We start from the raw sequence: 12741 nt of genomic DNA, 5'->3' as shown, positions 1-12741 counted from the left end.
CGACGTGCGCTGAGTTCGTGGCTCTCCAGCCCGGCCCCTTGGCCTCGTTCTTACGGCTCCGGCTGATCATCGGTCCGCACGCGGAGCGGGACCACCTTATACAACTCCGGCGCCGCATCGTCGCCCGCAGGGTAGGCGTACTGAACGGCGCCGCGATCGACCGAGCGCACCCGGCCATGGCCGCCACGCGTGAGGGGCCACCCGGCGCCGTACCGCACCGGCCAATCCCACGTGCTTGTTTCAGCCGTGACTCCGCAGGACGGAGCTGGGCGTCACCAGCGCGGCGCCCGGCCGCGGCGGTGCCGGCAATGCCGCGCGGGCGTTCCCGCTCGCAAGTCGTGCTGCGGCGGCGCGGCGTGGGGCATGTGGGTCGTGGTCAGCAGTTCCTCCGCCGTGAGGCCGAGTGCGGGGAAGGCCCTCGACCCGCTCCTCGTGCCTGGTCGAGAAACGACTCGACGGCGCGCACGACTTCCCCGGGTGCTTCTTCGGGAACGTAATGCCCACCGGGGACGGCGTGACCGCTCACGGCGGCGGGACCGGCGTGGTGCTCTTGCCAGACGCGCACGACGTCGCTCCCGGCCAGTCCCCCCTCGGCACCCCACAGCACGAGCAGCGGCGACCGCACCCGTAGCCCCCGGGCGTGATCCGCCTCATCGAGGTCGAGATCCACCGAGAAACCGGTCCGATAGTCCTCAAAGGACGCCCGCAGGCGGTCCGGATCGCTGAACGCGGCGACGTAGTGCCGGAAGGTTTTCTGGTCGACGGCGCCGGATTCGCGCACGCGCGCGAAGAAGTGACCGAGGTAGGACTCGACGTTTCCGGAGACCAGTTTCTCCGCCAGTTCCGGATTGCGGTGGAAGAACCAGTGCCACATCGCACTCGCCGAGTCGCGGTCGAACGAGTTCATGACCACCCTGGTCGGCAGGATGTCGAGCAGCACCAGCGCATCGACCTCCCAGGGGCGGTCGAGCGCCCAGCGGTGCGCGACGCGCGCGCCACGGTCGTGACCGATCACCACCGCCGACTCGAACCCCCGGTGCCGGGATCAGGCCGCCGAGGTCGGACGCGGTGGAGCGTTTGTCGTAGGCCCCCGACCGCGCCAGGCCGGAGACGCCGTAGCCCCGCAGATCGGGGGCCACGACGGTGCGGCCGCGGCTGAGCGGCTCCACGACACGGCGCCAGCACTCGCCCGTCTGGGGCCAGCCGTGGAGGAGGACGACCAGTTCCGGCCCTTCACCGACCACGCGGTAAGCCAGCTCGACGTCGTCAAGACTCACCGACTCACGTCTGCCTGAAAACATGTTTCTCCCTTGGATTTCCGGCATTCACGAACCACAGTGGACGCACCGCTCACGACGCGCCAAGCCCCGGTTGCCGCTCAGTGGCAGCCGGGTGCCGGGCGAGCAGTGCGTCGAGCCGGGTGCCGACGCTCGCGCAGTTCCGGCGCACCACCGAAAGAAACGCCGTGAGAACCGGCGAGGAATCGGTCACCCGGAAAGACATCTGCAGGTCCGGCAGCCGGAACCGGGGTTCGACGTCGCAGAACCAGATGTCCTTGCGAGCGATCATCCGCATCCGGTTCGGGCCGAGGCCGACCCCGGCGCAACACGCCGCCAGCCCGGCGATCGTGTGGATGTCGCGCGCCAACGCGGCCCCGTCGAGGACGGCCGGGTCCGCGCCGAACAACCGTCTCAGGTAGGAGTTCGCCGCGTCCGGGCTGACCACGAGCGGCTCACCGGCCAGCTGCGCGGCGGCGACGGACGGGCGCCCGGCAAAGGGATGGACCACGGAGACCACCGCCACCAGATGATCCTCCCCGATCGGCACGCTGACCAGGTCCTCGACGCCGGCACCACGGGGGCTGCCCCGGCCGACTGCGACGTCGAGCTCACCGGCGAGGAGGGCAGCCGACGCTGCCGAACTGTCCAGTTCCTGCAGGGAAAGCCGGACTTCGGGATGGGTCCGGCGGAACCGGCCGATCACCCCCGGCAAGGGGTCGAGCAGCGCGGATCCGATGAACCCGAGCCGCAGCCGCCCAGTCTCCCCGCGCGCCGCCCGGCCCGCGTCGATCCGGGCACGGTTCATCTCGGCGAGCGCGGTGCGCGCCCGGGCGAGAAAGGCCTCACCGGCCGCCGTCGGGAAAACGCCCCGCGAAGTGCGGTCGAACAACCGCTCGCCGACTTCCCGCTCGAGTGCGGCGATCTGGGTCGACAACGGCGGCTGGGCGATGCCCAGCGACGTGGCCGCGCGGCCGAAATGCTGGTGCTCGGCGAGGGCGAGCGCGTAGCGAAGGTGACGGGCTTCCATGAGCCCAACGATACGTCCAGGATATCGCGGGAGTGCCCGTGAGATATTTCCCTGGATGAAACGGGGCGACCAGGGTGATCTGGAGTGGTCCACCGATCACCACTGGCAGAAGGGCCCCGACATGACCCGTCCGTCCGCACCCGAAACCGTCGTCCTGCTCGTCCACGGCGCCTGGCATTCCGCGCTGCACTGGGCGGCCACGCAACGCGCCCTGGCGCGCCACGGTCTCGCCACCATCGCGATCGACCTCCCCGGGGCCGGGTTCGGCGCACCGCATCCGACCGGTTATTTCCGCACCGGACAGCCTGGGCTCGCGAGTGAGAAGTCGGCACTGAGCGAGATCACGATGGACCACCTCACCGATGTCGTGCTGGACGCGCTCGTGGCGGCCCGCACCCGGTACCGCAACGTGGTTCTGGTCGCCCACAGCGCCGGAGGCGCCCCGGCCTCGGTGGCCGCCGAGCGGGCGCCCGAGCTGCTCGACCACCTCGTGTACCTGTCGTCGTTCGTCCCGGCAGGCCGCCCCCGGTTCTCCGACTACATCGACGCGGAGGAGAACGCCGGTGCGGTACAGGTCCCGCCCCTCGGCGACCCGGCCGAGCTGGGCGCCTTCCGGATCAACCCGCTCTCGCCCGACCAGGCCGACATCGACCTCATCCGCCGGGCCTTCCTGAACGACCTCCCCCCGGCTGCTTCCGATTCCTGGCGCCAGTTCCTGCACCCGGATCACCCGTTCTCGAGCTTCACCACGCCGGTGCCGCTCTCGCCCGAACGCTGGGGGCGGATCGCCCGCACGTTCATCCGGCTGACCGACGACCTGGCGCTACCCCTCGTCACCCAGGACCTGATGATCTCCGAGGCCGACCGGCTGACACCGGACCTGCCGTTCCAGGTCCGTTCCCTGCGCGGCGGCCACTCGCCCTTCGCGACCCGGCCCGAGGAGCTCGCGACGCTGCTGGCCACGGTGTCGTTGCAGCGACCGGTCCGATGACACCCCCGCGTTCTCCGGCTTCCAGGCTCCTCCTGCCGATCATTCTGTCCGGCACCTTCGTCCAGCTGTTCAGCGTGACGGTCATGCAGGTGGCCGTGGTCGACGTGCGGCGGGATCTCGGCGCCGGGGCAGGCGCGAGCCAGCTCGTCCTCGCCGGGTACACCCTCACCTACGCCTGCTCGCTGATCGTCTCGGCCCGGCTGGGCGACCGGTACGGCTACCGGCGGATGTTCGTGGCCGGGATGGCCCTGTTCACCATCGCCTCGATCCTCGCGGCCGCGGCACCCGAAGCCTGGCTTCTGGTCGCGGGCCGCCTGGTGCAAGGCATCGGCAGCGGCCTCATGGCACCGCAGATCCTGTCGATCATTCAGACGGCGCTGCCCGCGAGCCGCCAGCCCGCCGCGCTGAGTGCCTACGGGGCGACCATGGCGGCGGCCTCGCTGGCCGGCCCGGTGCTCGGTGGGGTGCTGATCCAGCTCAACCCGCTGGGGCTGGGCTGGCGGGCCGCGATGCTGCTGACCGTACCCGTCGGGGTCGCCGCCCTCCTGCTGTCGCCGTTGCTGCCGTCCCACCGGGCGCGACGTGCGGCAAAGCGCGTCGACCCGGTCGGCGCGAGCCTGAGCCTGCTGGGCTTGGCCCTGCTGGTGCTGCCCCTGACGGCGGGGCGGGACGCCGGCTGGCCGATGTGGACGTGGGTGAGCATGGCCGTGGCACTGGCGCTGCTCGCCGGGTTCATGGTTTCCCAGAACAGGGTGGCCGACCCACTCGTGCATCCGTCCACTCTGGCCGATCCGGCGACGAGGTGGGGCCTTGCGACGGTCCTCGTCTTCAACGCCGGAGTACCGTCCTTCACCCTGCTGCTGTCGATGCATCTGCAGGGCGCACAGGGCTGGAGTCCACTCCGGACAGGATTGACGATCACCCCGTACGCCGTGGGTGCCCTGGCCGGCAGCGGCATCGCGAACAGCCTCCGCAGGAGTTGGAGCACCTGCGCCCTCGCCGGGTCGGCCGTCACGATGGGATTGGTGTCCCTCGCCGTCGCGGCGGCCCTCAGCGGGCAGAACCCGCCCTGGGTGTTGTGGCTCGCCCTGTGCCTGGGCGGAATCGGTTTCGGGGTGTTCACCGCTTCGGCGTTCACCCAGGTCCTCGCCAGGGCACGCCCCGAGGCCGCCACCTCGGTCTCGGGACTGCTCCCGACCGCACAGCAACTGGGCGGGACGCTGGGCGTCACGTTCGCGGGGATGGCCTACTCCGTGCCCGCCGGGAACGCCGGAGACGCGCTGTGGCACGCGATGGCCTACGAAGCCGTGGCGTTCGCGCTGGCCGCGCTCTGCGCGGGAGGCCTGCTCAACCGCTCGATGCGAACGGCACCGGCAGATCCGGCCCGCCCTTGACGGGTCATCTTCTGCCGCACTGCGTTCACCGGCGCACGATGGTGCGGCGAAGACCGGCGTTGCGGCGGTGGGCGCGGTATCCGCGCTCACCGCCGCAACGTTCTGACGAGCGGGCTGGGCCGGTTTCACGTCGACTTCCCCGAGCCCGGCACTGGGCTTACAGCGGTTCGTTCAACCGGGGCGGTTCATTCACCCATAACCAGCGCGAGCATGCCGACACCGACGCGCACCAGGTTCGTGACCCGCCACTTCACGATGCGCACCACTCACTCCGCGAGCCCGACTACAAAGAGGACACCGCCTCCCCGTTCCGCCAAGCAATCCGCGTCGGCATCGGTTCCCCTACGACCGAGTCCCGCAGGAACAGCGGTGTCGAGCCGGCCATGCTCAGGTAGCCGTTCACACTCCGCGTGAGGGCGAAGCCGTACCCGGCGGGGGTGTCGGCCCAACCCATGCGTATACGGGCATCCCCTTCGTCCCTGCTCGCCCAGCCCCACTCGCGCCACGCCCCTGTCACCAGGTCGAAGTACCGGTCGCATGTGTTCGGCGTGGTTCCCAGTATCCAGTACCTGATGTCGAAGGTGGCCCACCCGTCGGGATGGTTCAGGTCCCCGGACAGGACAACCCCGCCGTGCAGGACCGCGTGGGGCAGGTCCGGGTGCCGTAGCGCCAGCGACACTTCCGGGGGCAGCGCACAGAGCGTCTCCGTGAAGTGCCGTAGCAGCTGAGTACGTGCGGCTGCCTGCGTTTCCACCGTTCTCACTCGCATAGGATGCCGGTAATCAGGCGAGAGAAGGGGGCCTCCCGTGGGAGAAATACCTGGGGCGCGTGAGGAGTTGGACCGGCTCGGGCGTTCCCTGCGTGCGCAGCTCGTCGAGCTGATCAACGACCTGACCCCGGGTGCCGACCTCGGCCTCCTCTTCCTCGACTGGCCGGGCGTCGCCGACTGGCACGAGCCTTTGCGCTACAGCTACTCGGCCGTGTTCCGTGGGGATCGCCCCGAAGGGGTCGGCGCCGCCCACGTCGCCTCCAGGGCAGCCAGCCTGTTCGACCCGGCCGGCTGGAACATCGCCGGGCCGGAAGAGGAGATCGACGGCACGAAGCGCACGTACGTCCTCACCGCCCGGCATTCCAGCGGTACTCGCATCGAAATCCGCACGAGCGACCGCAGTTCGTCCGTGCTCTACACCGGGTCGACCCCCGCCCTGGCCCTGCGCGAACTGGAGGAGTTCCAGTGGCCGGAGCCGGTCCGAACGCCCGAGACCCTGACGTCCGGCTTCGTGCTCTGCTATGAGTGCGACGGCCTCGGCGCCTGCCACGAGTGCGGCGGACGCGGCTGGGTGCCCAGCGAGCCCCACGGGCGCGGCAACTGCCTCCAATGCGGCGGGAAACACGTCTGCCCCATCTGCCGGGGCGCGGGTCAGCTGGCCGTCTCCGAGCTGTCGCCGTACCAGCTGACCTACTACCCCAAACTGGGTCAGAGGCCGCTATGACCTGTTCGAAAGTGGATCCTCACGCCCATACGGCATCCCACAGCGCGGCTCGCCGCGTGAGCGGTCACCGAGATCCTTGGCCAGTCCGTGTCATGAGATCGGTGACGGCCGATGACGCTGAGAGTCGTTTACCGGACGCGCTTGATCCGGCGTACGTTCTCCCGGCCGCAGGCCATGCAGACGACCCACCCGCACAGCCACCCGTCCCGGACGAACGTCTCGCTCGCCCGGTTGCACTCCTCCCCGCCGCAGAAAACGCAATCCCCGTCTTCGCCGGTCGGGCGCACGAAGGGGTGCAGGATCGGGCGACCCCCGAGATCAGGACGTCCCAGGAACCCGCAACCGGGGCACCTCCACCATTCGTCGGTGCCTTCTTGGCCCCCGTGGGCCGCATGACGAGTGATCTCCTGCACCAGGTCCAGCCCGCACTGCGGGCAGGACCTGGGCAGTGCGTCGGGACGGGCCGGGCCGAAATCCTCACGCACTTCGATCAGCTCTTCCGCATCGTCGAAGACCTGTTCCTTGGCCAGGGTGCCATCGTGGTTCCAGGACCGGAACACACCGCGGCAATGACCCCAGACCATGAGGCCCTCGGCCATCAACGGCCCGTCGGCCCACCACTGTCGGGCCAGTCCGTGCTGGTAGCCGTCGACATAGAAGTCCTGCCAGAGCAACTGATCACCGATGGCCTCCACCACCTCGCCGGTAAACGGCACGCCCTGGTACGTCAGAGGCGGCCCGTCGATGCCGCCGTCATCGATGTCCCGGCGATCCAGCCTCCAGTCGATCCGCACCTTTGGCGCCCCACCGTCCGATGGCTGTGTCTCGCAAGCCTGTCGGCCCTCACCGTCCACGTCCTGATCGTGCTCGCGCCCCGTCACGCCGATCACCGTACTGCTACCCCGCGAGCAGCGTGTTGAGCCAGAACTGTTGGACGGTGCTCTCGCCCGACACCGCGGGCACCCCTGTCAGCCGGAGGTCCCGGGGTGGGTGCGGCGGGTGTAGGCGCGAGCGGCACGGGCTCGATCGCCGCAGCGGGTGGAGCACCAGTGGCGGCGGCCGTGGCGCAGCAGGTAACGGTTGCAAGGAGTGGATTCACAACTAATGAGGCGTTCGGCGTCAGGACCGGTGAGGAGGTCGGCCGCGTTGACCGCGAGGATCGCCAGAGCGTGTTCGAGAATCTCGTTGGTGGGGCACGGGACCACGCGATAGGGGCCGTCCCTCTCGTCCCAGTACAGCAGCGCGGTGGCGGGCACTCCGCTCAGGGCGTCGTTGACGGCGGACAGCGCCACGGGCGAGGCGGGGAGCCCGGCGACGCGGGCGGAGAGCAACGCCCTGACGTGTTCGCGCAGCGAGCGCAGGCGCGCCGCGCACATCTCCTGCACGTCGACCCCGGCCGGCGCGAGGCCGTGTTCCACGAGCCACCGACCCGTCGCCGCAGGGGTGCCGATGAGATCGACGAACTGCCCACCCGGCAGCGCGATGGTGGTGTTGACGAAGGCGAGGGCAAGGTACTGCTCCGCCCCTGGCGCGGGCGGCAGCACGGACTCGCCGGTCGTGGTCTCGCTCATCGTTCTCATGGTACGGCTTGTGCCTATCCATGAGGAGCCTGTAGCGTCACTTCACGGATAACTATGGACTCATCCGTGAGGAGATTCTTCGTGGCTTCTGCCGACACAACCGACGAGTGGTTTCCCGTCCGCGTCCTCGGCGGTCCGACTGTGCTCTTCGAATACGGTGGGCTGAGATTTCTCACCGACCCGACCTTTGACGCTCCGGGCGACTACTACGCCCCTGACGACCACCAGCGATCGGGTCCTCCGATCCTGACCAAGACCGCGCACTCCTCTGTCGCACCCGCCAACCTCGGCCTCGTCGACGTGGTCCTGCTGTCCCACGACGAGCACCCCGACAACCTCGACGACTCGGGCCGTGCTCTGCTCGCCCACGTCCCACTCACCCTCACCACACCGGGGGGCGGGCGGCGGCTGGGCAGCGGGGCCAGAGGGATGGCCGACTGGGAGTCGATCGAGCTGGACCGCCCCGGCGGCGGCACCATCACCGTGACGGGCGTGCCCGCCATCCACGGACCAGGTACGCGCGAGGAGGTCGAACCGGTCACCGGACAGGTCGTCGGATTCGTCCTGACCGGCGAGGGCCTGCCCACGGTCTACGTCAGCGGCGACAACGCCTCGCTCGACGTGGTCGAGGAGATCGCCGAGCGCTTCGGCCCGGTGGACACCGCCGTCCTGTTCGCCGGGGCTCCCCGTTTCCCGGGTCTCTTCGACGGCGAGCTCATCGTCCTGGACAGTGCCCAGGCGGCCGAGGCCGCCGCGATCCTCGGCGCTCGCCGGGTGGTTCCCGTCCACTGCGACGGCTGGGCCCATTTCACCGAAGGCCGTGCCGACCTGGTGGCGGCGTTCACCGCCGCGGGGCTGGCCGACCGCCTGGACCTGGGCTGAGGCGAACCGGCCGGTTGCTTCCGCCCAGGTCCCACCTACCGAAAGAGCTCCCGTGACGACTTCCGTGCCCGCCCCGACGGGGCACCCCACGCGCTCCCAGGTGCAGCGCCGCACCCTGGCCGTCCTGGTCGCCGCCCAGGTCCTCAGCGGCGCCGGCCTGGCGGCCGGGGTCGCGGTCGGCGCCCTGCTGGCGCGGGACATGCTCAGCTCCACCAGCCTCGCCGGCCTCCCCAGCGCCCTGGGCACTGCCGGTTCCGCGGTGGCGGCCGTCGTCGTCGGCCGCGTGTCGCAAAACCGGGGCCGCAGGCCCGGCCTTGCCGCCGGGTACCTGACCGGTGCCGTCGGCAGCGTCGGCGTCATCGCCGCCGCTGTCGTCGGCAACCCCGTCCTGCTCTTCCTCGCGCTGTTCGTCTACGGCGCCGGCACGGCCACCAACCTGCAAGCCCGCTACGCCGGAGCCGACCTGGCCGCCCCCGTGCACCGCGCCCGTGCGGTATCCACCGTTCTGGTCGCCACCACCCTGGGGGGTGTGGTCGGGCCCAACCTCGCCGCACCCACCGGCGGCCTCGCCCGCACCCTGGGAATCCCCTACCTCGCCGGGCCGTTCCTGCTTGCCGGCGTGGCCTATGCGACCGCCGCCCTGGTCCTGACCATCTGGCTGCGCCCCGATCCACTGCTACTGGCTCGCGTCATGGAAGCCGACCGCACCGCCGCGGCGGCCACGCAACCGGGCGGTGCCGGCGACCAGCCGCGCGTGCGCCGCGGCGGCGTCCTGACCGGTGCGCTGGTCATGGTGCTCACCCAGTTGGTCATGGTCGCGATCATGACGATGACGCCCGTTCACATGCACGACCACGGCCACGGTACCGCGGCTTCCGGTCTCGTCATCGCCATCCACATCGGTGCGATGTACCTGCCCTCGCCCCTGACCGGCCGGCTCGTCGACCGCTGTGGCCGCCTCACGATCGCCACCGCCTCCGGACTGGTCCTGCTGGCGGCCGGAATCGTCGCCGCGATCGCCCCCGCCGACTCCGTCGTCCCGCTCTCGGTGGCCCTCGCGTTGCTGGGTCTGGGCTGGAACTTCGGCCTCATCAGCGGCAGCGCGATCATCACCGACGCCGTCCCACTGGCCACCCGGGCCAAAACCCAGGGCCTGGTCGACGTCGCCATCGCGGTCGCCGGCGCCGTCGGCGGAATGGCTTCAGGTCTCGTCGTCGCTGCCACGAACTTCCCGACCCTGGCCCTCTCCGGCAGTTTGGTCGCCATCGCGCTCGTATGCACCATCGCCGTCACCCGCAATCGATAGTCCGCCGTCAGAGCGCCCGGTCCATCCCCATGCCCGAACCCTGGCCGCCGGTGGCGACCAGCACGTTCTCCCTCGGGAGTAGCCGGCCTACCGCCGGCGAAGTAGCCGAAATGTCTCCGCTCGTCCGACGCGCCGCGTGCCCCGCACCGGTCAGGATCACGCAAGAAGATTCCACACAAGACAGAGGGGATGACTGCGCATGATGATCATCGAGGTGTTCACCCCGAAGGGCAAGCTGACCGGAGCCCAGCGACGGGTGCTCGGCACGCGACTGGTGACCGACGTGATGCGGGCCGGGGACAGCGAGGCCCCCGAGGCGGTGATCGATGCCGGACGGTCCCTGTGCCACGTGCTGTTCCGCGAAGCCGACGACTGGTACGTGGCCGGGCAGCCGCTCCAGGAGGACGCCCTGCCGCCCTACCTCATCCGCGTCGCCGTGCCGGAGAGCTGGCGGGAGGAGATGGCTTCCCACCTTGTCACGGCATTCACGAAGGTGCTCGCCGACATCGACGAGAACCCCGCACGGCTCTACGAGCAACCTGTCTCGTGGATCCACGTGACCGGTCTGCCCGACGGCGCCATCGGATCGATGGGGCAGGCGCTGACCGCGACCGATCTACTCAAGATCATCACCAAACCGCACCGGGAATCGCCGCGCCCGGCCGCCGATCTGCCGCCCGGCTCCGGACTGGACCCGGTGTGCGGCATGACCGTGCCCTTCGAGCACGCCGCCGCGACCGTGGAGCACAACGGCACGCGAATTCCCTTCTGCAGCAAGGGATGCCACGCGGTATTCGCCGAAGAACATGCGCGATGACCGCCACTCCCCCCGGCCGAAAGGAACTTTCCGAATGCCCCCGCTGTTCCAGCACGTCACACCCGTCCGGCCCGAGGACGCCACCGGGCAGGTGGCCGCCGTCTACGACCAGGTCAACACCGAGTTCAGCACCATCGGCCCGGCGGTCATGATGCTCTCGCCCGCACCCGAACTGCTCGTCTCCGGTTGGGCGCTGCTGCGCGAGTCCCTCGTGGCCGGCACGGTTCCACGATGGCGTAAGGAAATCGTGACCGTCTCCGTCTCCCAAACCAACCGGTGCGCCTACGACACCGCCGGGCACCTCGTGTTCCTGCGGTTGGCCGGCGGCGGGCATCTCGCCGACGCGCTCGAACGCGGAGCCACGCCGGCCGAACCGGAACTCGCCGCGCTCGCCCGGTGGGCGCGATCCGGCGGTACACCCCCCTTTCCCGCAACAGAGGCGCCCGAGTACGTCGGGACCGCGCTCGCACTGCACTTCATCAACCGGATCGTGCTCGCGCTGCTGAACGGTGACCTGCTGCCGGGCAGCATGCAGGAGGGCGAACCAGCCACCTTCGACGGTGCCCCGATCGCCCGCGCCATACGCCGGCAACGCACCCCCGGCGACAGCCTCCGCCTCCTCGACCCGCTCCCCTGCGAGGGAATCCCGGCATGGGCGGGCGACAGCCCGGTCGGCCCCGCGTACGTGGCGCTGCGGACCGCGGCAAGCCGGAGCCAGGGACTGCTGTCCGAGCCCGCCGGCAAGGTCGTCCGCGACACGATCACCCAGCACCGAGGCCTGCTCGACGACCGCGCCTGGCTGGCGGAATCCCTCGCTCCGCTCGACCCCGACGACCGGCCCGCCGCCGCCCTGGCGATTCTGGCCGCGCTCGCGCCGAGCCAGATCACCAACGAGGACGTCACCCTCTGGCGCGCCAACGGGTACCCCGACCACTGCCTGCTGCACCTGCTCGGCTACGGCGCCATCACCGCCGTCACTCACCTCGAAACCATGCTGCTCTGATCGTCACCGGGCTCGTGTTGCTGTCCACCGGCCCGCTCGCGGGCGCGTTCAGCTACGTCCCCGAAGGCTCGCACCGGCAAGCCGCGGTCCTACCGCGAATCAGGGGCGTGCGATCACGGAGAACTTCGTTCCGAACGGGTCGGTGACGGTGGCCAACCGGCCGTACGGAGTTTCCTCCGGGGTGGAGAAGGTGCCACCAGCGCCCCTGACCCGTGCCACGGTCGCGTCGGTGTCGGCTACTTCGAAGGTGGTCGCCCAAGCGGAGACGGGCGCGTCGGCCAAGCCGAGGATCCCCCCGATTTCGTGGCCGTCCGGCCGACGCAGGAAGGTGAAATCCCTACCAGGAAGGTCCTCGTTGCCGTCCAAGGTGAAGTCGAAGACGGCGGTGTAGAAGGCCCGCGCGGAACTCGCCCCCGCCGTCACGAGGTCGTTGCGTACCAGCGTGCCGGGCTCGTTCACCAGTCGGCAGCCCGGGTGCGCCCGCGCCTGCCAGAGCCCGAACCGCGCGCCAACGGGATCCACCGCGAGGACTGCGTGCCCGAGGTCTCCGACCTCGTGCGGAGCTTCGAGGACCGTGCCCCCGGCGGTGACAGCACGCTTGGCGGTGCCGTTACAGTCGTCGGTGGCGAGGTGGACGGTCCAGCCGTGACCTTCATCCACCTGTTCGTTGGCCTGGCGCAGACCCGCAACCCCGGACGGAGCCGCATGTGGCAGGAGACGCTCGACCACGACGGCCGCATCCGGCAGGTGCGCCCCCACAATCCCAACGGAGGCCCCAAGGTGCACTACACCTTCGACGCTGACGGAAACTACACGGGCAAGTGGTGGCGCGACGCCGAGGGGAACAGGATTGACGCATGACGATCGATGAAGGGGACCGTCCGGAGCCGACCCACGAGGAGGTCCGCGGAGTTCTGGCCGGCCTCGCCAGCGGAAAGCCGACCCCTGGTCAGGCTTCGGACTGGGCC

Annotated in this window: 14 protein-coding genes and 1 pseudogene; 8 read left to right on the top strand and 7 right to left on the bottom strand. The window is 70.2% G+C overall.

Features of this window, described 5'->3' with window-relative positions; translation table 11 throughout:
• Positions 1-376: 376 nt before the first annotated feature.
• The 3 genes and pseudogenes from ORV05_RS13860 to ORV05_RS13850 all read right to left on the bottom strand — a co-directional run bounded on the left by ORV05_RS13860 (position 377) and on the right by ORV05_RS13850 (position 2307).
• Positions 377-1015 (bottom strand): alpha/beta fold hydrolase, encoded by a 639-nt coding sequence (locus tag ORV05_RS13860; protein WP_268758895.1) that lies wholly within the window; start codon positions 1013-1015, stop codon positions 377-379.
• Between the two features lie 106 nt (positions 1016-1121).
• Positions 1122-1301 (bottom strand): annotated as a pseudogene (locus ORV05_RS13855) (alpha/beta fold hydrolase); the annotation flags it as partial.
• A gap of 49 nt (positions 1302-1350) precedes the next feature.
• On the bottom strand, positions 1351-2307 hold the full coding sequence (locus ORV05_RS13850) for a LysR family transcriptional regulator (protein ID WP_268758894.1): 957 nt from the start codon (positions 2305-2307) through the stop codon (positions 1351-1353).
• 55 nt (positions 2308-2362) lie between these two features.
• Here ORV05_RS13850 and ORV05_RS13845 point away from each other — a divergent pair, with 55 nt between their 5' ends.
• Together ORV05_RS13845 and ORV05_RS13840 are read left to right on the top strand one after the other, a co-directional pair.
• A complete protein-coding gene (locus ORV05_RS13845) occupies positions 2363-3298 on the top strand; it encodes an alpha/beta hydrolase (protein WP_268758893.1) in 936 nt (311 codons plus the stop codon).
• Positions 3295-4692, top strand: a complete 1398-nt coding sequence (locus tag ORV05_RS13840; protein ID WP_268758892.1) for an MFS transporter — start codon at positions 3295-3297, stop codon at positions 4690-4692. The genes ORV05_RS13845 and ORV05_RS13840 overlap by 4 nt, the downstream gene beginning before the upstream one ends.
• Before the next feature lie 283 nt (positions 4693-4975).
• On the opposite strand, the gene ORV05_RS13835 is transcribed toward ORV05_RS13840, so the two are convergent.
• Positions 4976-5455, bottom strand: coding sequence for a hypothetical protein (locus ORV05_RS13835; RefSeq protein ID WP_268758891.1), 480 nt, complete (start codon positions 5453-5455; stop codon positions 4976-4978).
• A gap of 43 nt (positions 5456-5498) precedes the next feature.
• Here ORV05_RS13835 and ORV05_RS13830 point away from each other — a divergent pair, with 43 nt between their 5' ends.
• Positions 5499-6185 (top strand): hypothetical protein, encoded by a 687-nt coding sequence (locus tag ORV05_RS13830; RefSeq protein WP_268758890.1) that lies wholly within the window; start codon positions 5499-5501, stop codon positions 6183-6185.
• 128 nt (positions 6186-6313) lie between these two features.
• Here ORV05_RS13830 and ORV05_RS13825 read toward each other — a convergent pair whose 3' ends face one another.
• Together ORV05_RS13825 and ORV05_RS13820 are read right to left on the bottom strand one after the other, a co-directional pair.
• Positions 6314-7066, bottom strand: a complete 753-nt coding sequence (locus tag ORV05_RS13825; protein ID WP_268758889.1) for a toxin-antitoxin system YwqK family antitoxin — start codon at positions 7064-7066, stop codon at positions 6314-6316.
• A gap of 87 nt (positions 7067-7153) precedes the next feature.
• Complete coding sequence (locus ORV05_RS13820; protein ID WP_268758888.1) at positions 7154-7756, bottom strand: CGNR zinc finger domain-containing protein; 603 nt, start codon at positions 7754-7756, stop codon at positions 7154-7156.
• Positions 7757-7846: 90 nt separating this feature from the next.
• Between ORV05_RS13820 and ORV05_RS13815 the strand changes: the two genes are divergently transcribed.
• The 4 genes from ORV05_RS13815 to ORV05_RS13800 all read left to right on the top strand — a co-directional run bounded on the left by ORV05_RS13815 (position 7847) and on the right by ORV05_RS13800 (position 11773).
• A complete protein-coding gene (locus tag ORV05_RS13815; protein WP_268758887.1) occupies positions 7847-8647 on the top strand; it encodes an MBL fold metallo-hydrolase in 801 nt (266 codons plus the stop codon).
• Between the two features lie 52 nt (positions 8648-8699).
• A complete protein-coding gene (locus tag ORV05_RS13810; protein WP_268758886.1) occupies positions 8700-9953 on the top strand; it encodes an MFS transporter in 1254 nt (417 codons plus the stop codon).
• 199 nt (positions 9954-10152) lie between these two features.
• Complete coding sequence (locus ORV05_RS13805; protein ID WP_268758885.1) at positions 10153-10770, top strand: hypothetical protein; 618 nt, start codon at positions 10153-10155, stop codon at positions 10768-10770.
• 34 nt (positions 10771-10804) lie between these two features.
• On the top strand, positions 10805-11773 hold the full coding sequence (locus ORV05_RS13800) for a carboxymuconolactone decarboxylase family protein (protein WP_268758884.1): 969 nt from the start codon (positions 10805-10807) through the stop codon (positions 11771-11773).
• A gap of 99 nt (positions 11774-11872) precedes the next feature.
• Here the strand turns inward: ORV05_RS13800 and ORV05_RS13795 are convergent, their stop codons facing one another.
• Entirely contained in the window at positions 11873-12295 is a 423-nt protein-coding gene (locus ORV05_RS13795) for a VOC family protein (protein ID WP_268758883.1), read from the bottom strand.
• A gap of 12 nt (positions 12296-12307) precedes the next feature.
• Here ORV05_RS13795 and ORV05_RS13790 point away from each other — a divergent pair, with 12 nt between their 5' ends.
• Complete coding sequence (locus ORV05_RS13790) at positions 12308-12634, top strand: hypothetical protein (RefSeq protein ID WP_268758882.1); 327 nt, start codon at positions 12308-12310, stop codon at positions 12632-12634.
• Positions 12635-12741: the final 107 nt, after the last annotated feature.

This window comes from Amycolatopsis cynarae, from assembly GCF_026802195.1.
GTDB classification, from domain to species: domain Bacteria; phylum Actinomycetota; class Actinomycetes; order Mycobacteriales; family Pseudonocardiaceae; genus Amycolatopsis_E; species Amycolatopsis_E rhizosphaerae.
Note: the sequence above shows the minus strand (reverse complement) of the source record. Positions and strands in the feature narration are given on the sequence as shown.

Excerpts from the sequence above, each read along its gene's own strand:
- ORV05_RS13850 (WP_268758894.1), bottom strand. The coding sequence starts at position 2,307 with ATGGAAGCCCGTCACCTTCGCTACGCGCTCGCCCTCGCCGAGCACCAG.
- ORV05_RS13845 (WP_268758893.1), top strand. The coding sequence starts at position 2,363 with ATGAAACGGGGCGACCAGGGTGATCTGGAGTGGTCCACCGATCACCAC.
- ORV05_RS13840 (WP_268758892.1), top strand. The coding sequence starts at position 3,295 with ATGACACCCCCGCGTTCTCCGGCTTCCAGGCTCCTCCTGCCGATCATT.
- ORV05_RS13820 (WP_268758888.1), bottom strand. The coding sequence starts at position 7,756 with ATGAGCGAGACCACGACCGGCGAGTCCGTGCTGCCGCCCGCGCCAGGG.
- ORV05_RS13805 (WP_268758885.1), top strand. The coding sequence starts at position 10,153 with ATGATGATCATCGAGGTGTTCACCCCGAAGGGCAAGCTGACCGGAGCC.
- ORV05_RS13800 (WP_268758884.1), top strand. The coding sequence starts at position 10,805 with ATGCCCCCGCTGTTCCAGCACGTCACACCCGTCCGGCCCGAGGACGCC.